The following is a 19,314-nucleotide window of genomic DNA, read 5'->3' as shown; positions in this document are numbered from 1 at the left end:
AGATAGGCGTTCCTGCAGTTTTTTCAAAAAATAAAGACTCGTTGGCCCGGTACACTCTCGCTGGCTTCGCGAGCTTCGAAGGTTCTGCAGAGTTTTGCAGTGACCCTGCAATGAGATGCAGTCATTAAGTGATGATGGCTGATTGCGTTTGAAAATCGTAGGATTTGTGAGGGGAGTCTCGAAGGGTAGAAAAAGAGCTCGGATAAATCGTCCTGATGGTCTCTTCTAAATTTGGCCGATGCTAGTTTACGCCAAGCTGGTTTGAAGGGTATAAGGCAGGTACCGCGATTTTTCCAAGTGGAAACTTATTAGCGAAATCGTCTCTTCTACATCGCTTTCGGAGTTTAACTAAAGCCTCGTTATGTTTCGTATTCGTCAGGATCCCACACGTAAAACTCCTGCGCTGGCCATCATTGGTTTGCTGGTTCTCAGTCTTTCTGCGCTGGGCGTCTCGGCCTGGATTATGGTTGATTTTCAGCGAGAACAAATCATAGTCCAGGAGCTGATTAAAAACCTGCCACCCAATATGACAGCCTCGGCCGAAGAACTGATGGGGGAGCTGCGTTGGCAGTTTCGCTTGACGATTCTCATCGTGATCAACGTCATTCTGACTGCCCTGGCTGTAGTGATTCTCTGGCGCGCATATCGCTCTTCTCTGGAATCACTTCGAGACATCAAGGCCCAGGCATCAGATATTCTCAGTAGCATGGATCAGGCGGTGATCACGACCGACATGCAAGGTGAAATCACCAGTATCAATGAGCGTGGCCGACAGTTCTTGCAGCTGGAAGATGATGGCATTGGACATCGGTTGAATGAGGCTTCCTCGCAGATCGCGCTGGAAGAATATCGGCAGGAAATGCAGCTTCCAGAGAGCATTGAGGAGACCCGCGACTTTACTTTAATGTTGGAAGGAACCCTTCGTACCTTGCGGGGGTTCTGTCAGCCGATGAAGAATCGAGAGTTTCAAGTCATCGGTCATATCATTCAATTGAGGGACGTTACCGAACGTGTTCTGATCGATGAACGGTTGCGACGCATGGAACGATACATGGGTCTAGGAAATCTGGCTGCCGGCTTACATCATGAAATTAAAAATCCACTCGCGGCGTTGTCACTCCATGTACAACTTCTGGAAGAGCAACTCGATCAATCCGATGCTTCCGACGACATTCAGGAAATGCTGGGCGTGATAAAAACAGAAGTCATGCGCGTGGGGGGCGTGCTGGAAAACTTCCGAGATTTTGCGTCCGTTGGCCATTTGCATTACGATGACGTCGAAGTGCAGGAGTTACTCGATCGGCAACTCAAACTGATTCGACCTCAGGCGGAACAGCAGGGGGTCACTTTGAAAACCGAATTTTCCACGGAGCCAATACCGACCGTCGAGATGGATCGTATTCGTCTGGAGCAGGTGCTCTTAAATCTCTTGCTGAATGCGATCGAAGCCATGCCGGAAGGGGGAACCATTTCCGTCGAGGTGACACGCATGACAGAGCCCGATTCCGTGCGGATCGAAATCAGCGATACCGGGTCAGGAATCCCTGTTGATTTGCAGGATCGTATCTTCGATCCCTATTTTACGACGAAAAGTCAGGGAACTGGCATGGGATTGGCTTTATGTGAGAAAATCATTCGCCAACACAATGGTGCCCTCGATTTTCGAAGTTCTCCACGTGGGACAACATTTCGAATCAGCTTACCACTGAAAATGAACCACTTAGAAACGACCCGGACTGAATATGACTGACGGATTGAACCTGTTAATTGTAGACGACGAACCCAATATCCGCGCGGGCCTGGAAAAAGGATTGCAGGCGGAGGCCGGGCATATCCAGACGGCGGAAGACGTCGAGGATGCGCTGCAGAAATTCAAAGAACGTCATTACCAGATCGTCATCGCAGACGTTCGGTTGCCAGGTAATCATGATGGCCTTGATCTGCTCTCGATGATTCTGGAACTGAAACCGGAAACGACAGTGATCGTGATAACAGCTCATGGCACTGTTGAAACGGCTGTGGAAGCGATGCGCCGCGGTGCCTTCGACTTTGTGATCAAACCGGTCGACCTGAATCTGATTCGGCAGCAGGTTCGCAAAGCATTTAATCATCATCGGCTCCAGACGGAAAACCAGGAGTTGAAGGATCGGCTTGCGGGTGCGGGTGAGATATCGGGAATCATCGGAAACTGTGCTTCGATGCAGGAAGTCTTCCAGCAGGTGCGGCAGGTTGCCGATACCGATGCCACTGTTCTGATTCAGGGAGAAAGCGGAACGGGTAAGGAATTGATCGCTCGGGCACTCCACGATCTCAGTAGCCGTTCGGCTCGTCCGTTCGTGGCCGTAAATCTGGGAGCCTTGCCGGAATCGCTGCTGGAAAGCGAACTGTTTGGGCATGAAAAAGGCTCGTTTACGGGGGCATCCCGCAAGAAGCCGGGCTGCTTTGAACAGAGTCGCGGAGGAACATTGTTTCTGGATGAAGTGACAGAAATACCCCCCAAAAGCCAGGTCGACCTGTTGCGCGTATTGGAAACGGGACAGTTTTCCCGGGTTGGCGGAGAGGAACTGCTCACGTCGGATGCTCGCATCGTTTCCGCGACAAACAAAGATATTCAAGTACTGATCGAAGAGGGGACCGTTCGCGAAGATCTCTACTACCGACTGAATATTATTCCCATTCAAATCCCCGCTCTTCGGCAACGTCGGGAAGACATTCCTCTTTTGGTGGAGCACTTCCTCCAGCATTTCTGTGAGCGACACGGGCGACAGCTCAAGCGAGTCAGCGAGGAAGCGATGTACGTATTAACGTCGCACCGTTGGCCAGGCAATGTCCGGCAGTTGCGTAACGTCATGGAACGCTTGGTCGTTACGGTCACCCATGAACTGATCTATGTGGAACATCTTCCGCGTGAGTTCAACGAATCTTCTTCCGCTGGGAAAAATCCAATCCGCTCGCTGGCCGAAGTCGTTGAAGAGGCCGAACAGCAGGCGATCAACGCCGCGCTGGTTGCCTCTGATTACCACCGAGAGCAAACGGCGAAAAAGCTGGGGGTCAGCGTACGGACACTCCACTACAAAATGAGCCGATATGGCCTGCATTAATCAATCCTGATCTCAGAGGTTCTCTGCAGAGAGTTGCAGACATTCCGCAGGGTATTGCATCCAGTATAGAGCTCAGGGGCAACGTTTCCGGTGTTTTCAGGAAAAGGGTTCGATATCTTTTTTCCAGATTCCCTGAAGGACGAAAACAGACTTCTATTGTTGTTTCGTTGTGGATTCCTGACGGAGAAGTGATGAAAAGCCTCAAAGTCACATCCTCTTTGGACCGTATGGAACGCCGATTGCTTTGACAGGGAATCTCCTGAACGGACTACGGGTTCTCAATCAAGCTACCAAACTTCCGCTGAGGGAAATGAGATTGTTTGGTTGAAGCCTGTATCCGTTCGTTCTTCAAACAGGATTTTTCACTTTGACCTTACTTCGATCAAGAGAAACTCTCATGGTGGATTCCAATCGCAAATTGACTCAGGACGAATACCGTTCTGACACCCAGGAATCTTCCTGGCTTCCCTTCACTTCGGTGTTTAAACCAAGCTGCATCGAAATCCTTCCGCAGGCCTGTGGCAAGTCAACTGTGCTCAGTTTGCTGATGGAACGCCTTTCCCGAGAGGAACGGATCGGGCGCCAGTATGCAGAAGAGATGGTGAGAGGGCTACTGGTTCGGGAGAATCATGGTTCGACCGCCATCGGGCATGGAATTGCTTTCCCGCATTTGCGAACACCGTATGTGAATCACTTCACGGGTGCCATAGGCATCTTTCCAGAAGGTTTTCAATTCGGTCGAACAGAAACCCCGACGCGTCTCGTGATTTTGACGCTCTCTCCCTGGGATGCACGAGAGATGCATACCGAGTTTCTGGGTCGCCTGATGAACCTCTCACAGAACCGCTTGACCAACTTTCAACTGATGCACACGACGACAGCCAAAGAGGTTTACGATTTTCTGGCTGAACTTGATCGACATGTTTAAGAAGTGAAAATGACAGGGAACGAATGACGTCTTCGGCTTTAAGACGTTTTCTATTGCTATAAATGCTTAGATGCAGCGCATAAAAAACGACCGGTATCTACCGGTCGTTTTTATTTGGTCTATTCGGAGAGTTAATGATTACTCTTCCATTACCTCAGTCTCTTTAGCGCTGGCAGTCTCATTGACCTGACCTTCAAACTTTTTGGTCAGTTCCTGAATTTCGTCTTTGACGTCGTTGCACTCGTCCTCGGAAAGCACTTTGTCTTTCTGGGAGTTATCCGCATGCTTGTTAGCATCGCGACGAATGTTACGAATCGAAATTCGGGCTTCTTCAGCCAGTTCTTTCACTCGGCCAACCAGCTGTTTGCGGCGTTCCGTTGAAAGAGGGGGAACATTCAGGCGGATCAAGCGACTTTCCGGGTTGGGGCTGAGCCCCGTGTCACTGGCCTGAATCGCTTTGACGATTGCGCTGATTACTGACGGATCGTAGGGTTTGATGACGATCTGTTGGGGTTCCGGAACGGAAATGTTCGCACACTGTTTCAATGGCGTGGGAGAACCATAAACATTGACGCGGATCGAATCGATCAGGCCCGGCGTGGCACGCCCCGTCCGTAAGCCCTGCAATTGATCGTGGAGATGCGTCGATGCTTTTTTCATACGGTCCTCAGCATCGGAAATAATTTCAGCGCGTTCCATGTTATGAATCCTCCGGGGATGCTGGTAAGCAGATATTTATCAATCAGGTTGTGAACTCACCGATGTGAGTCCCCTATCTGTCGTTCAGTTTATTCTCTGCCCATACCAAAAGGAAGCGTCCGAACTCCAATCAGCAGGGGAGAGAACCGATCACAGTGAGATCAATTAACTGGCGGAAGCGGGTTCGTCATTAGGAACAACGCGTGTTCCAATTTTCTCGCCGGCCAGCACCCTGTCGAGGTTGCCGTCTTTCTGATAGTTAAACACGATAATTGGAATCTTGTGTTCCATACAGTGATGGAATGCCTGGGCATCCATGACCTGCAGGTTCTGCGAAAGCACATCCTGAAACTTAATTGACGGATACCGAACCGCGTGAGGATTCTTCATTGGATCTTCAGAGTAGATGCCATCGACTTTCGTTGCTTTGAGCACGATATCCGCTTCAATTTCACGCGCTCGCAGTGCCGCAGCTGTGTCGGTGGTGACGAAGGGACTCCCTGTTCCCGCTGCCAGAATGACGACTCGACCTTTTTCCAAGTGGCGAACACAGCGACGTCGAATGAAGGGTTCGGCAACACCTTCCATACGAATCGCAGTCTGAAGGCGAGTCGGCACACCGATGTTTTCGAGTGCGTCCTGAAGAGCCAGCCCGTTGATGACGGTCGCCAGCATACCCATGTAATGAGCGGTGGGAGCGTTGATCGATTTGCTGAAGGCAGAGAACTCTTTACCGCGAAGGATGTTGCCTCCACCTGTCACGATCGCCAACTGCACGCCGGTCTCATATGCCCGTTTCAGTTGTTGTGACAGTGCTGCAACCGCCGTCATGCTGATTCCGCTTTCGCCGCTGCGGCAAAAACTTTCACCGCTCAACTTGAGCAGCGCACGATTGAATACGGACGTTTTTTCTGGAGTTTCAGACATAAAAGGGCTCTTCTCTTAAAAAGCAACCAGCAAAAAAAAGGCCGGCTGAAGTCAACCGGCCAGATCATGTGGGATTTTATCAGTTCCCCAGCACCCAGAGGGTGAAGGAGTCTGCGGTCAAGCCGCCTTCGGCAAGCGCCTGGCTGACCGTTTTTGAATCGTCCTTGGCAAAGGCCTGAGCCACAAGGACACCCTGTTCGACATAAAAGTTTTTCATCCGGCCATCAACCATTTTTTCGATGATGTTTTCCGGTTTACCTGATGCTTTTGCTTCTTCCGTCAGCTGGGCACGGTACTCTTTGACTGCGGCTGGATCGACATCGGATTCGGAGCAGACAGTCGGGTTCATTGCCGCAATGTGCATCGCGACGTCACGCATTACGTCCATGTTCAGTTTTTCGCCCGATGCTTTGAACAGCACGGCGATCTTCCCATTGTGATGGACGTAGGAAGCGACAGGGCCTTCCTGTTTGGTAATACGCCCGACGATAATTTTTTCGCGAATCTTGTTTACGATCGAATCGAAGATTTCCTGTAAGGTCTGGTCGGTTCCCGGTGCTGGTTGTGCCAGCAGTTCTTCAGCAGTGGCGGCTCCAGGGCCGTTCATCAGCTGTTCGGTCAGTTGAGCACCGAAATCTGCCAGGTCTTTGCCGGTAGCAACAGGAGCAGATTCGCACAGAACTTCCACCATGACAGCAGCACTGCCATCGTCGTTGACTTTACTGAAGATGAATCCTTCTTCAGTGGCGTTGTCAGCGCGTTTTTCGCGGACCTTGCCCACTTCTTCTTTCAGGATTGCGATCGCTTTATCTTGGTCGCCCTCTGCCTGCACAAGTGCCTTTTTGCAAGTCATCATGGGGAGGTCGGTGATCTCACGGAGCGCCTTTACGGCGGCAGCGGTAATATCGGCCATTGCCTAGTTTCTCCTCTTGGGGTGGGACGTACTGTTTTCGAGTCGATTGTCTCGATCAGTACTTTCTGTTTTGAATATTTGAAATTGATGAAGAGCAGGGAAACCGATGCAAGGTTTTTTCAACTCTTCGATTTTTTATTGTTTTGCCAGAATTCCAGTTAGTCAGACGAATCCACCGGCGAAAGGAACGATCGAGTTCACTCACTAGTCCAGCGGATATGCATAGCCCCATAGCCCGGGACGAGGACACCTTGAGAAAAGGGGCCTCGTTCAGTCACGCCGATCAATGGTCCGGATGCGTGGCCTGCCCATAAGAACCTCGACCCGCAGAGCGGGTCGAGTCGTGTGCAAGCTCCGAATTAAAATCGGGACTTCTAACAGGGGCTGTACGGCATACTTCATTAGAGAGACGGAACAGCTTTGGGTTCGTTGTCTGCACCCGCCTGATCGTCTTTCGAAGCCGCTTCTTTGTTGTTGTTGATCACGCTGGTGACATGGTCCATGATCAGTTTAATCGAGCGGATACTGTCGTCGTTGCCGGGAATCGGAAGATCGACTTCGTCCGGATCGCTGTCGGTATCAATCAGGCCAACCACTTTAGCACCAATGAGGTGTGCTTCGTGAACGGCGTTTTTCTCTTTTTTCGGATCGATGATGACCAGTGCTTCAGGCAACCGGTTCATGTCGCGGATACCGTTCAGGTTCCGGTAGATTTTGCGGTATTCCCGCATCAGTGTGGACTGCATTTTTTTGGAGTAAGTGTGAATTTCACCAGACTCCTGCATGCTTTCCAGCTCGTCCAGCCGTTTCAGGCGGTCACGAATCGTCCGGAAGTTCGTCAGGGTTCCACCCAACCAACGTTCGGTAACGTAAGGCATTCCGCAAGCCTGAGCACACTGAGCGACTGCATCGGATGCTTGTCGTTTTGTTCCGACGAAGAGGACCAGGCTTCCCTGGGACGTGACTCGCTGCAGGTATTTTTGAGCCCGCAGAATTCCGCGGATCGTTTCGCGAATGTCGATGATATGAATCAGGTTACGGCGTCCGTAGATATAAGGACGCATTTTGGGGTTCCAGCGGCTGGTTTTGTGGCCGTAGTGGACGCCCGCTTCAAGAATATCTTTAACAACAATCTCAGACATAATGGAATTCTCCTGCTCTGGCTGTCTCCCGCCCCGATTATTTCAAACACTTCATTGAGTCAAAAAATGATTCAAAAGTGGACGATAGGGGCAGCACAATCTCACTGTCTGTTGGAGATCGTTCTGACTGATGCCATCACGAAACTGGTAAAAAAAGATGAGAACTGCCTCCAAAGGCAGATCTACAGCGCATTTCGCCCGTCATCGGGCGAGAAAGGCATGGTAGTGGAACGGCCTGAAACCGTCAAACGACCCCGTGAAGCTTATTTGTAAAAAGCCTTATTCACAGGGGATTGGAGGGATATGAAACCGCCAACTCCCCAGCTGTCCGACAAGATTACTCAACTGATACCGGAATGGATATGGACCTCTGATCACTTCCAGCTTCTGTCGTGACTGGGAGTTTGAGGACCATTGAGCTCACTTTGCAGAGCCCTCCTTTTCCGTCGCGACAATATCCGAAGCGAATTTTCAGGGTTAAATCCCCTTTTCCGGCCTCTGCAGCCACAGGAAGAGCCAATCGCAGTTCCGTGTCCGAAGCGAATTCAGGTTTCAACCGTTTGCCCAGCTGGTCAGCTTGGAACAGCTGCGTATTGGACGATTCCAGTTGAATGTTCGCTGGGTAAAGCTTGTTTAACTTATACCCTTCAGGCATTGCGATCTGAACCAGGATCTCAGCTTCGGTACCCACCTGAATGGTTACCGCTTTGAGAGTTTGGATGTCCGAATCCGCAATTTCGTCTGAATCACCTGATTTGGGTAATTTTGGAGAGGTTAATCCTGCAACGACGAATTCACTCGCAGCTTTGGTGGTGAGGTCGTATTTCACGATACGGTGATTATTCGTGTCTGCGATCAACAGGTTGTTCCCGATGACGGCCAGACCGGCGGGTTCGGACAGTTCGAGCGGGTCTAAAGAAGTTCCGGTGTCACCGCTACCCAGAATGGTGGTGGCGACTCCCACATTATTACCGGACTTATCCTTTTCGAATTCGACCTGCTTGATTTTATGGTTGTAACTGTCCGCGACGTAGAGAGTGTCTCCCGCGAACGCCAGTCCCAGAGGATGTTGCAATCGGGCTTCGGTTCCTTTGCCATCCTTGTCTCCGAAGGCAAAGAGCGACTGTCCGAACTCAAGGTCGTGAGTTCCCAGGATCGTGCGTACTTTCCCACCCGGATCTGTGGGGACTTCCCGAATTGAAGAGCCCTCCGAATCGGCCACATACAGGAAGCCATTATGGAGTTTTAAAGAAGAGGGCTGGGCAAGTGCCGATTCACTCAAGGATCCGTCGACAATATCTTCGCGACCGGATCCGGCATAAACAGAGACCGTGTCGGAACCAATTTCGTGTTGCCAGATCTGATGAGGACCGGCCATGGCGATAAACAGGGTGCCGTTATGGACCTCCAAGGCCCATGGACTGTTGATGGCGAAGGTGCTGATCTCTCCTGAAGGCTGTCGAGAGCGAGCTTGCTCGCCGGTACCGATTAAAGTCTTCACTTGTTTTTGTTTGAGATCGACTGCTCGAATCAAGTGGTTTTCTGTGTCTGCGATATAAAGAATGTCCTCGTGCAGGGCCATACCCTGGGCATGATCAAACGTCGCTTCGGCATACCCACCGTCTTTCGTTCCCAATCCTCCGGAACCGATGACATCGATCAATTTACCGTCCAGAGAAGAGATGACGATTCGGTTATGGTTGCTGTCTGAAATGAACAGGCGGTCGTTTTGCTCGTCAACCAGCAGTTTTCCGGGGTATTTCAGCGGAGTGACCGGTTGCTTTTCCCGCTCAAGATCGAAGTCGATCGGCGTGCGGTCCAGTTGATCGCGGGCATCGTGGTATTCGATCAATTCGCCCACGAATTTATCCATCAATTCTCGATTTCCCTCACCCGAAGCGAGCAGGCAGGCATTGCCCTCGGCATCGATCAAGACCAGCGTGGGCCATGCACGTACGCCGATCTTTCTCCAGATGGACATCTCGCGGTCGTTTAATACGGGGTGTTTGATTTCATACCGCATGATCGCTTCGCGGATGTTGTCGGAAATCTTCTCGTTATCAAATTTTGCCGAGTGAACACCAATAACGACGAGTTCGTTCGGGTATTTCTCTTCGAGATACTCGAGATCCGGGAGCACATGGATGCAGTTGATACAGCAATAAGTCCAGAAGTCGAAAATGACTATCTTGCCGCGGAGATCCTCCATGGAGATAGGGCCGGAGGTGTTCAGCCATTCTCCGTCGGGAATGTCAAGAAGATTGGGCGACAGAGGAAGTTTTGCCGGACGGGGATACTCGGGGAGATTTTCCGCATCTGCCTCTGCAGTGGTGTCAGGCTCGCTATCTTTCGATTCCGTTTCGGGAGCAGCGCAGCTGAGGGTGGTGCAACAAAGCAGGAAAAAGGCAGTCATCAGAGAACAGGTCATGAGCTTGTGCATTTTGGGATTCAACATTGGGAGGCTCAAGGAGGATGCAGACTCCCCCGAGGAAGCGCACTTGCGATAACCGGGAAAGTTTCGCGAACGTGCAGACTTGATGTAACGCATGCTATAGTCTCCAATTGCGCGCAGGCAGGATGGGTATTAGGAAGGATTGTATCGCGTAGAGCGGTGGGACGAATCTAATTTCGTTTATAACAGCCGTGAGAGCCAGAGTAAATCAAATGTAGGAAACTCAGAATTCGATGATGGATACTATGATGGAGCGATCCGGGATCAACCCCTGGCGACCCAAAGCCTGACCGATTATAAAACTCATCCTAAGTTATCAACATTGACTTTTTTAAATTAGCGAATGAATTTCGTTTTCGTAGAAGTACGTTTCTTCCTATAATATGAGGAGGAGGGTGGTATCTGGAATTCGCAATCAAAGCGTGGGCTGCTTTGTGAGGAGTGAATTCAACCTCTACGAAAATTTGAAAAATCAAAATGGGTCCTGACGCCGGGGTTTTAGGTTAATTCCTGCATGACGCAAGCGAGGGAAAAAACCAGAAAGATCAACTTCGAACGGATATCTGTCGAGCGTTCGTTTTTCTTCGGGCTTACATTAATGGCCGGATACAGGTTGCAGTTATTCTATGTGAAAAGTTCTCAATAGACACTGCGTCGCCTCGGTTTAACAGTAATGGCTGAAGTGCAGATTACCCGGGCATGAATCATCTTCATGTCTCTTCCGTTTGAATTTACTTACCTCGTACTGGGTCACTTTAGTGCCTTGCACGTTCAGAACTCGCTACTGAGTGTGCGTCAGAAGAAATAGAACTATGCCAACGAAAAATATGATTCTTAGATTTGTGCCGGCGATTGCCTTGTTTGTCTGCCTTTCCGGGGTTGCTTCGGCACAGGAATTAAGCTGGGCAGAGAAAATGTTTGACGAGCACAAACATGATTTTGGAACCGTCGCTCGCGGTGCAGAAGCTCGTTACCGTTTCAAATTCACCAACAACTACGAAGAAACCGTACACATCTCGCATGTGAAAACGACTTGTGGTTGCACCGGCGCTACTCCGTCGAAAGACACCATTCCAAGTGGAGAATCTGCTTACATTGAAGTGGCGATGGACACGAACAAGTTCTCCCACGAGAAAAACTCCAACGCGATCATCGTGTTTGATAAACCATTCTACAAAGAAGTTCGCCTGCCGATCCGGGCGTACATTCGTACGGACGTGGTGGTGACTCCGGGTTGGGCTAACTTTGGTTCCGTCGACCACGGTGAAACCAAGGTGATGGATTTGAGTATTCAATACTCAGGTCGCGCTGACTGGCATGTGACAGACATTATCAGCAATAACAAGTACATCGTAGCTGAAGCTACTGAAACGTCTCGAAGTGCATACAACATTCGTTACAACTTGAAAGTCACCGTCAAAGAAGATGCCCCTCTGGGAGTTCTTCGCGATCAAGTTATTCTTGTCACCGATGACAGTAACAATCCTAAAGTTCCTGTCCTCGTGGAAGCAAGTATCGAGTCTGACTTGATGGTGGCGAATGCTCCTCTTGCTCTCGGGAACCTGTTCCCTGGACAAGTCAAAAACTCCAGCCTGATCATCAAAGGGAAAGTCCCTTTCGAAATCGAAAGTATCGAATGCGAAAGCCGGGGCGATATGTTCAAAGTAAAACGGCCTGAGACTGCCAAAAAAGTGCAGATCGTTCCAATCATGATTACGCCATCGGAAGAAGATGGGAACTTCTCAGAAGAGTTCACCATCAAAATCACCGGTCGCGAAGAGCCACTCAAATTCACCGCTTACGGACGAATTGTGGCTAAACAATAATCGCTGGGCAATTTGATCAGAACCCAGTCGATCGAGATTCAACAGGGACGGTTCAACCGTCCCTGTTTTTTTGTTGGAATCGGACCTTCCCAGGGGCAATTTTCAGGCTGACGCTTGCCTTACCGGGCCGTTTTGACGACGATCTCGACAGGCAATGCGACTTCCGTTGGCAAGCTGATGGGAGCAGATAAATCCTCTGAAACAGTCCGTTCCAAACGGCTGACGGGTAGGCAGACTCCACCAGCTTAACACAAGGTATCGTAAACAATGACTGACAAGAGTGCCCCACTGGTGGGTATCATTATGGGAAGCAAGTCTGACTGGGAAACGATGAAACCGGCCAGTGAAATTCTGGACCAATTCGAGATTCCCCATGAATGCCGAGTCGTCTCCGCACACCGCACTCCTCAATGGATGGCGGAATACGCGGAACAGGCTGAACCGCGTGGATTGGAAGTGATCATCGCCGGCGCGGGCGGTGCGGCTCACCTGCCTGGAATGGTCTCCTCTCAGACAATCTTGCCCGTTCTAGGAGTTCCGGTCAAAAGCCGTGCGTTGAACGGACTTGATTCGCTTCTATCGATCGTGCAAATGCCGGGTGGAGTTCCAGTCGGGACACTCGCCATCGGCGACGCCGGAGCCATCAACGGTGCGCTACTCGCCATTCGGATTCTAGCCAACAGCCGTCCTGAGCTACGTGAGAAACTTCATGAGTTCCAACAGGTGCAAACGGAAACAGTCATGGAGAATTCTGTTTTGAAATAGTCGCGATGATCTCCAGGTTTTAACTCTTTATTGAGTTGTTTATGTACTAAGTTATTTATCCGCTGGCATCGTCTTCCGCGTTTGTCCTTCTCGTATTCCTTTAATCGATCACATCCACCGAGCATATGACACAATACTTTCCTCCAGGTTCGAAATTAGGTGTCTTAGGCAGTGGGCAATTGGGACGCATGTTTGCCATAGCGGCACGGCGATTGGGATATGGCGTCCATGTCTTTTCCCCTGACGAGAACTCTCCCACAGCTCAGGTAGCAGATCGTGAGTTCGTCGCTGAATACGACGATCTGAACGCAATTGAAGAGTTCGCCCAATCCGTTTCCGTGATCACGTTTGAATTCGAAAACGTTCCCGCCGCCAGTACGGATGTCGCTCAGAAATTTACGCGGGTGGATCCCTGTGTGGAGATTCTGCATCTTTCTCAAAATCGAAATCGAGAAAAAAGTTCGCTGGCGGCGATGGGAATCCCCGTTCCTAAGTTTGAGCCTGTTCATTCACTCGATGATTTAAAACAGGCTGTGCAGAAACTGGGACGACCGTCAGTTCTGAAAACGGCGACGATGGGCTACGACGGCAAAGGCCAAACGCTGATCCAGCCTGATACCGACCTTGAAACTCTCTGGCCGGAATACGAAGGGCAGGAATCCATACTGGAACAGTTCGTCGATTTCGAGATGGAAATCTCCGTGGTGGGGGCACGGGGGAGAGAAGGCGACTTTGCTGCCTGCGGGCCCATACAAAACGATCATCGAAACCATATTCTCGATGTCTCAGTACTGCCGGCGATGGTATCCGATGCGATTGCCAAACAGGCCATCGAGGTTACCCGGACAGTCATGTCGGAAATCGATGTTGTCGGTGTTCTTTGTATCGAGTTTTTCGTGACCAGCGATGGTCGATTGCTCGTGAATGAATTGGCCCCTCGTCCTCACAACTCTGGTCACCTGACGATTGATGCTTGTGAAACGTGCCAGTTTGAACAACAGGTGAGAGCGATTGCCGGGCTGCCTCTGGGGCAATTCAATCATCATCAACCGGCCGCCATGGTCAACCTGCTCGGAGATGAATGGGAACAGGGGGAACCGGACTGGGTGGAATTTACTCGTCAATTCCCCGATGTTAAAATTCATCTGTATGGCAAAGAAGAGCCGAGGCCCGGTCGCAAAATGGGCCACCTGACCTGTCTGGCCGAGACGGGCTCCGTGGCTGCAGAACGGGTTCTTCAAGCGAGAGAACTGCTCACCGCTCGTTATCGTTAATCAAAGCAGAGTTTCGGTATTACTCTTCAATCCAACGGTGAGCGAGAATGCAGAAGGTTCCCCAGATCAGGAAGAGCAAAAATGCTGCCAGTACTGCGGAGAACCCGCCCGCTTTGATAAAGATGTCGTAATTGATCTTCACCAGTTCCAGCATCACAATGGAACCGATACCGCCGAGTCCGGCAACCATTGCCATGCGTCGAGTGATGAGGCAGATCTTTTTGCCGCTCCAGGATCCATGTTTCAGGTAATTTTCAATCTGCTTATAGAGGATGCGGGAGACCGCATGGTCAAACCCGAGTTGGGCACCTGCTACATTGACTAGTCTTTGCCAACGATCTTCACATTGGGGTAACGCACAGTTGGCTGTGTCAGCGACGCGGAACGCAGCCATTTCGATCATGTTGGTATGATCGTTTTCCAGCCAGCGGTCTTTCAGGTTCCACGGCATCGTTTGCAATTGCTCAAATTGTTCGAGCGCTTCAAGAATCTCTTCCCAGGCAGTCAAGTTGGGTTCGGCTTCTTTCAGGTGTTGCCGATATCGTTTTAATAACGAAAATCGAATTGAAAACCGGGCCGGTTCTTCAGTGAGTGCGGAGAGAATCTTGACCAGTTTCTGATAGAGACCATTTCCACTAGCGGGATAATGGTCCAATAGAGTGTCGTCACTATCGACCAGCAGATCTTCGAAATCTTCCTGTTTGATGGCTTTCATCAAGTAGTCGAGGAGTGCAACGAGCGAAGGGTCCTCTTTATCCGAATCTTTGACTTTCTGAAAGACTTTATTCAAAGCTCCTTCCAGTCCACCCCCCAGGATTTCCTTCAGCAGACGGTCGTATTCGCCTTCATGCAACTCTTTGAGCTTTTCAAAAGAATCTGCCGTGTTACAGAATTCTGAATCGTCAAAATTCTGCAGGATCTCTATACGCAGTTCATCGATTCTTTCGATGATTCCTTCAAGTTCCATTACCTGTTCCCGGATGGGTCCAGTCTGGACGTCCGGATGAATTTTCTGCAGACATTCTAATGCATCGCGGTAATGTTTTTCTTCCAGATGCAGTCGAGCGTATTCTTCGAGTTCCTCTCTCTGCTTTGCCATTTCCAGATAGTTAGTCGCTTTTTCGGCGCGGTCGCGAGCTTCCTCATCAATGGGACAAAGCGTGAGGATTTCTTCATAGATTTCCAAGACCTTCTCGAAAGAATCATTTTCTTCCCTATCGAGATGTTCCATGGTGGCGGCCATGATCGATTTTTGAAATCGGGACTCTCCTTCGAGACGAAGATCATCCAATCGCCGCGTGATGCGGTAGGTGTCTCGTAGAATATCGATCAGACCATCAGATCGCCGTTCTTTAGGAACTCCTTCGAGAACTTCGATCGCAGATTTGTATTGGTACTCGGTGAGTTTCTCTTTAGCCGCGCGAATCGCCAATGTCACAGTCGCTTGATTCTGAGCGACGTTCAGCATGTTCGTCATCTGCTTGGTGCGTAAATCTTCAGGGATCGATTCCAGGGTTTCGACCGCTTCGACGTATTCTTCCTTCTGAACGAACTTCTTCGCTTTTAACCAGAGTTGGTCGAACTCCATCATTCCTTGGGACTGTTCGTACAACTCGTTGATTTCCGGGGTACGCCGGTTTACAGGGACTTCATCCAGTAGTTTTCTAGCACTGACAAATTCGCCTGATTCGATCGCACCGCGCGCCATTTTAATCGTCTGTTCCAGCTTCTCTGAAATTTCTCCCGTGACGTGCGAGTTACTCTCCCCAACTATTCTGACAGGCTCTTCGATAAGTGAGCTCGACGGTGCGGTAGCATCGGTATCTGCAGTGGCAGCGGAAGCGGAATCGGGTTCTACAATACTATCGGGCTTGGCAGAGACAGTCTCGGTTTCTGATTCCGTTGGAGTTGCCTTTTCCTCAGTTTCCGTGACAGGAGATTTCTCCACTTCAGGAGCAGTTTCTTCCGGATCAGTCTCCGTAGAGACAGCGACTTCCGCCGATGTTACTTCCGTCGATTTTTCTTCTGGGGCTGTCACTTCCGGGATCGATACTTCTGGGGTCGATACAGCAGTCTTTGCTGGAGCCGTTTTCTCGCTGGAGGGAGCAGGCGTTAGGCTTTTCCCGGCGGCGGGAGAAGCTGGTTTTGCTACTGCGGCGACAGTTTCTTTTGCAGCCGGATCCTTAGGCTCGCCGTGTAGACCCAGGCTACCCAGTGCGGCTTCGAGTTCCGACTCGGACAGTTCCAACATTTTGTCGGTTTCGGAATCAACTTTGGTGGTATCAGTCGTCATGGAATCATCCTGCGACGCTTTAAAATCGCGTGCGGCGCCATCATTAGTAAGATGTCGCAATGGGTCAAGCAGCGCGGTGTAACTCCGTCCCGACGTTGCTGTGGATATTGACTTGGGGAATCCGTCAATCCTGACGAGATCCCGTTATCTCAAATCTAGGTTGCGGATAGGATGAATCAAATTCGCCACGTGCCTATTACAGGACGCATTCTGATTCGATCCTCCTGTTTTAGATAACCGGAGTAATCGTTGTAATCAATATCATGCATTACAGGCAGAATAGACACAGGCGTTATTATCGGTCTGAGGAGAAGCGTTCTCCCTAGAGAAAGATTTCTATGGGCGAGGCGATAGTCGAGGGGTACTGTTAAACAGAAACCGGGACTTGAGGCGATCAATGCTCTCTTCATTCATGAAGGCATCGCGCCAGGAATCGACTGAGAAGCGATCAATCGCATCGTCCAGAATGATCTGTGTCTTTAAATCCGGATAGCGATTCTGAATATCCCTCCAGATACCCCACTGAAACCGTGACTGGGGATAGGCCGGGGCATGTTTAGTATCAAGCGACCACGAATTTACATTCAGAAACCGCATCGTCTCCAGTGGTTTCGGCGGGAGAAGATAAGGAGCCAGTTCTACCGGTAGGTTTTTTTCCTCCGCGTCTTCGATCAGAATTAAAAACTTTTCCTGATCAGAAGTGTAAACCTCCCAACTGAGCCAGTGGTCCCAGTAGCCTCGAGAACCCCAGGCCGGCATAAGGATGACCAGAAGAAACAGCGCATAACCGAGCTGTTTTTTTCTGTCGGCAACGACGCGTGATGTGAGGGCAGGTTTCTCCGGGTTCGGAGCTTCCGGAAGAGAAGCCGTTTCGGGTTCTGGCCTTGGGAATCCAAATAGAACCAAGTTCTGCACGATGAAAAACAGATTCCAGATGAGCACACCGGCAGAGTGATTCAATCCCCAGGGACCTAAGGTTAGAATCAGTGCGGCATGTAACAGAATGGAACCGCTCAATGCGAATCTCCGTAGCCCGCGGAATAGGAGACAGAAACCGACGAGTAGTTCAAACAGAGGAAGCAGCGTCGTAATGAAGGTCAGTTGTCCCAAGGACAGGATGGTCGTGTCGATTCCCAGTTGTTCTAATAACCCGCGAGATAGAAAGAAACCTCCGCCAGTGATGAAGTGCCGCGTCAGTTTGGACAGTGCGGAATAAATGTAGATGCTGGCAACAAAAACTTGAAGCAGCTTGAACGTTCGCTCCGGGGTCAGACCACTATTTTTGACACTCTCTGTTGAAAGATCATCGGTAGCCCGGTTTCCGCAACCCATCAGTAGATACATAAAACCAAACTGATAACTCCATGTCTGAATTCGATGCTGGTCTAGAATCACGAGTAGAAAAAGAAGAAGAGGAATGACGTAATGTAATTGATTTCGAACTCGCAGATGTCCTGGCAAAACCAGGAAGCCACAGAGTGAGATCAACAATAAACCCAGAACTCCTCTGTCGATCCCTAGAGGTGCAGAACTAAAGCCTGGCAAAAGTGGAATCATGGGGAAATCGTTGCCTCCCCACCAGAGTGGCCAAGTTAATCCGATGAGCAAGAGAGTGAACAGGGCCATCAAGCGTTCCAGCAGTACAAGCCGGGGCAGGGTCGATTGACGCTTCAATTGAAGTTCAGCACTCATGGGTAGAGACGATTTGTAGAGAAGGGTGAGATGGTTTTTCTGCCCACAGACTAAAACGTAGTGCTGCGTTTGGCACGCCTGATGTCGCAAATCAACGCTGGGACAGCAAAAGAACGGCCCCCACCACAAGTAACCCAGCCAGAATAGAGGAAGCAATTTTTACCCAGCTGTAGGGTCGTTCGCCAGTCACTTCACCTGTCGCGGCGTTCACCATCAGCTGGTACAGCTCGCCTTTGTATTTATACGGCATCAACCAGACGGGGAGTAGGAGATGTTTGAATGTAATCGCATCATGCACGACATCCATATCGTGAACACGCTGCGTATCTCCTCCGATCCGGTTTTCAACGTCTGCTTTCAATCGTGCTCTTACGAGTGATTGTGCGGCGACAAATCCTTCATCCAGTTCGACTTCATAAGTTCGCGAGAATAATCCCGCCAGCAATTCCTGACGGAACGGGACACATTGGTGCAGTGGCCAGGGTTCGAGTTGCTGCACCAGACTGAGGTTCATTTCCCGAGCAGCGAGAATCAGTGTGTCGTCAAAAAATCGCTGGAAGGAACCGGACGCGTGACTCCAGCGAGTACGGCGAACCGTTTGTCTGTTTTTCCCGGAACCGGTAGTGACATTGTAATGGTCTCCCCGTTCCCCGCTGTAACGGGTGAAGGTCATCGAGTCGAATGTCCAATACGGCAGATATACGCCTTCGAAGTTTCCTTTGATGCCTTGCTTCCGGAAATCATTCGGTGCAAACCAGAGGCTGGACACCCATTGCTTCAGATTTTGTTCCGTCTTTTGCCGAGTGACGAGAAAGGGGAGCATGCCGTCAACGGGTATTCGCTTAGGTGCTTTGTGACCATCTTCCCGCTGTAGTGGAGAAGAGCAGTAGGGGCAGCTGGTACTGGTCAGACTACCAACGAAAATGACGTACGCACCACAGGATTCGCAATGAATCTCTTGCTCGCCAGCATGTTCGTCCTCTGGGGTCTCTTCACCTTCAAGTTTCCAGGTGGCCAGCTGATCGAGCATGGAGGCATAATCCTGCTCGGCAATGGTTTCGTCATCATCCCAGACGAGTTGCTTGGAGTATCCACAAAAGGGACAGATGAGTTCCTGTTGTCCAATGTTGAACTTGAGGTCGGCACCGCAACCTTCGCAAGGAAAGATGCGGCCTTTTCCCTCATCGATACTCTGGCCAGCCACTTCGGTGCGCCCAGTCGCCTCCGGTGGGAAGATCGGTTCGTCGTATTCGGGTATCTCGGGGCTGTTCATGTCAGACGGCATCCTGTACTGAAAAAGTC

General features: G+C 50.4%; 14 protein-coding genes. 6 read left to right on the top strand and 8 right to left on the bottom strand.

Annotated features, from left to right (window positions below; all coding sequences use genetic code 11):
- The first annotated feature begins 361 nt into the window (after positions 1-361).
- From Pla110_RS19035 to Pla110_RS19025, 3 genes are all read left to right on the top strand, one after another.
- Positions 362-1,750: a two-component system sensor histidine kinase NtrB gene (locus tag Pla110_RS19035; RefSeq protein ID WP_144998150.1), complete on the top strand. Its 1,389-nt coding sequence runs from the start codon at positions 362-364 to the stop codon at positions 1,748-1,750.
- The gene (locus tag Pla110_RS19030; protein WP_144998148.1) at positions 1,737-3,101 is read left to right on the top strand and encodes a sigma-54-dependent transcriptional regulator; all 1,365 of its coding nucleotides are present in this window, start codon (positions 1,737-1,739) and stop codon (positions 3,099-3,101) included. Before Pla110_RS19035 ends, Pla110_RS19030 begins: the two co-directional genes overlap by 14 nt.
- A 397-nt stretch (positions 3,102-3,498) precedes the next feature.
- Complete coding sequence (locus Pla110_RS19025; protein WP_144998146.1) at positions 3,499-4,029, top strand: PTS sugar transporter subunit IIA; 531 nt, start codon at positions 3,499-3,501, stop codon at positions 4,027-4,029.
- 138 nt (positions 4,030-4,167) lie between these two features.
- On the opposite strand, the gene frr is transcribed toward Pla110_RS19025, so the two are convergent.
- From frr to Pla110_RS19000, 5 genes are all read right to left on the bottom strand, one after another.
- Positions 4,168-4,728, bottom strand: a complete 561-nt coding sequence (gene frr / locus Pla110_RS19020; protein ID WP_144998144.1) for a ribosome recycling factor — start codon at positions 4,726-4,728, stop codon at positions 4,168-4,170.
- Positions 4,729-4,893: 165 nt separating this feature from the next.
- Positions 4,894-5,655 (bottom strand): UMP kinase, encoded by a 762-nt coding sequence (gene pyrH / locus Pla110_RS19015; RefSeq protein WP_144998142.1) that lies wholly within the window; start codon positions 5,653-5,655, stop codon positions 4,894-4,896.
- Positions 5,656-5,734: 79 nt separating this feature from the next.
- Positions 5,735-6,568, bottom strand: a complete 834-nt coding sequence (gene tsf / locus Pla110_RS19010) for a translation elongation factor Ts (RefSeq protein ID WP_144998140.1) — start codon at positions 6,566-6,568, stop codon at positions 5,735-5,737.
- Between the two features lie 401 nt (positions 6,569-6,969).
- The gene (rpsB, locus tag Pla110_RS19005) at positions 6,970-7,710 is read right to left on the bottom strand and encodes a 30S ribosomal protein S2 (RefSeq protein WP_144998138.1); all 741 of its coding nucleotides are present in this window, start codon (positions 7,708-7,710) and stop codon (positions 6,970-6,972) included.
- Positions 7,711-8,047: 337 nt separating this feature from the next.
- On the bottom strand, positions 8,048-10,138 hold the full coding sequence (locus Pla110_RS19000; RefSeq protein ID WP_231742618.1) for a thioredoxin-like domain-containing protein: 2,091 nt from the start codon (positions 10,136-10,138) through the stop codon (positions 8,048-8,050).
- 836 nt (positions 10,139-10,974) lie between these two features.
- Between Pla110_RS19000 and Pla110_RS18995 the strand changes: the two genes are divergently transcribed.
- The 3 genes from Pla110_RS18995 (at position 10,975) to Pla110_RS18985 (ending at position 14,027) form a co-directional block, all read left to right on the top strand.
- The gene (locus tag Pla110_RS18995; protein ID WP_144998134.1) at positions 10,975-11,988 is read left to right on the top strand and encodes a DUF1573 domain-containing protein; all 1,014 of its coding nucleotides are present in this window, start codon (positions 10,975-10,977) and stop codon (positions 11,986-11,988) included.
- Between the two features lie 267 nt (positions 11,989-12,255).
- Complete coding sequence (purE, locus tag Pla110_RS18990; RefSeq protein ID WP_144998132.1) at positions 12,256-12,753, top strand: 5-(carboxyamino)imidazole ribonucleotide mutase; 498 nt, start codon at positions 12,256-12,258, stop codon at positions 12,751-12,753.
- Positions 12,754-12,878: 125 nt separating this feature from the next.
- The gene (locus Pla110_RS18985; RefSeq protein WP_144998130.1) at positions 12,879-14,027 is read left to right on the top strand and encodes a 5-(carboxyamino)imidazole ribonucleotide synthase; all 1,149 of its coding nucleotides are present in this window, start codon (positions 12,879-12,881) and stop codon (positions 14,025-14,027) included.
- A gap of 19 nt (positions 14,028-14,046) precedes the next feature.
- On the opposite strand, the gene Pla110_RS18980 is transcribed toward Pla110_RS18985, so the two are convergent.
- The 3 genes from Pla110_RS18980 to Pla110_RS18970 all read right to left on the bottom strand — a co-directional run bounded on the left by Pla110_RS18980 (position 14,047) and on the right by Pla110_RS18970 (position 19,285).
- Positions 14,047-16,320 carry a hypothetical protein gene (locus Pla110_RS18980; RefSeq protein ID WP_144998128.1) on the bottom strand — a complete coding sequence of 758 codons (2,274 nt, stop codon included), beginning with the start codon at positions 16,318-16,320 and terminating at the stop codon, positions 14,047-14,049.
- A gap of 336 nt (positions 16,321-16,656) precedes the next feature.
- The gene (locus tag Pla110_RS18975; RefSeq protein WP_144998126.1) at positions 16,657-18,012 is read right to left on the bottom strand and encodes a hypothetical protein; all 1,356 of its coding nucleotides are present in this window, start codon (positions 18,010-18,012) and stop codon (positions 16,657-16,659) included.
- 91 nt (positions 18,013-18,103) lie between these two features.
- Complete coding sequence (locus tag Pla110_RS18970) at positions 18,104-19,285, bottom strand: hypothetical protein (RefSeq protein WP_144998124.1); 1,182 nt, start codon at positions 19,283-19,285, stop codon at positions 18,104-18,106.
- Positions 19,286-19,314 lie beyond the last annotated feature (29 nt).

Origin of the sequence: Polystyrenella longa (assembly GCF_007750395.1) — a bacterium.
In the GTDB taxonomy this organism is placed as follows: domain Bacteria; phylum Planctomycetota; class Planctomycetia; order Planctomycetales; family Planctomycetaceae; genus Polystyrenella; species Polystyrenella longa.
This window is presented reverse-complemented; position numbering and strand designations above follow the sequence as displayed.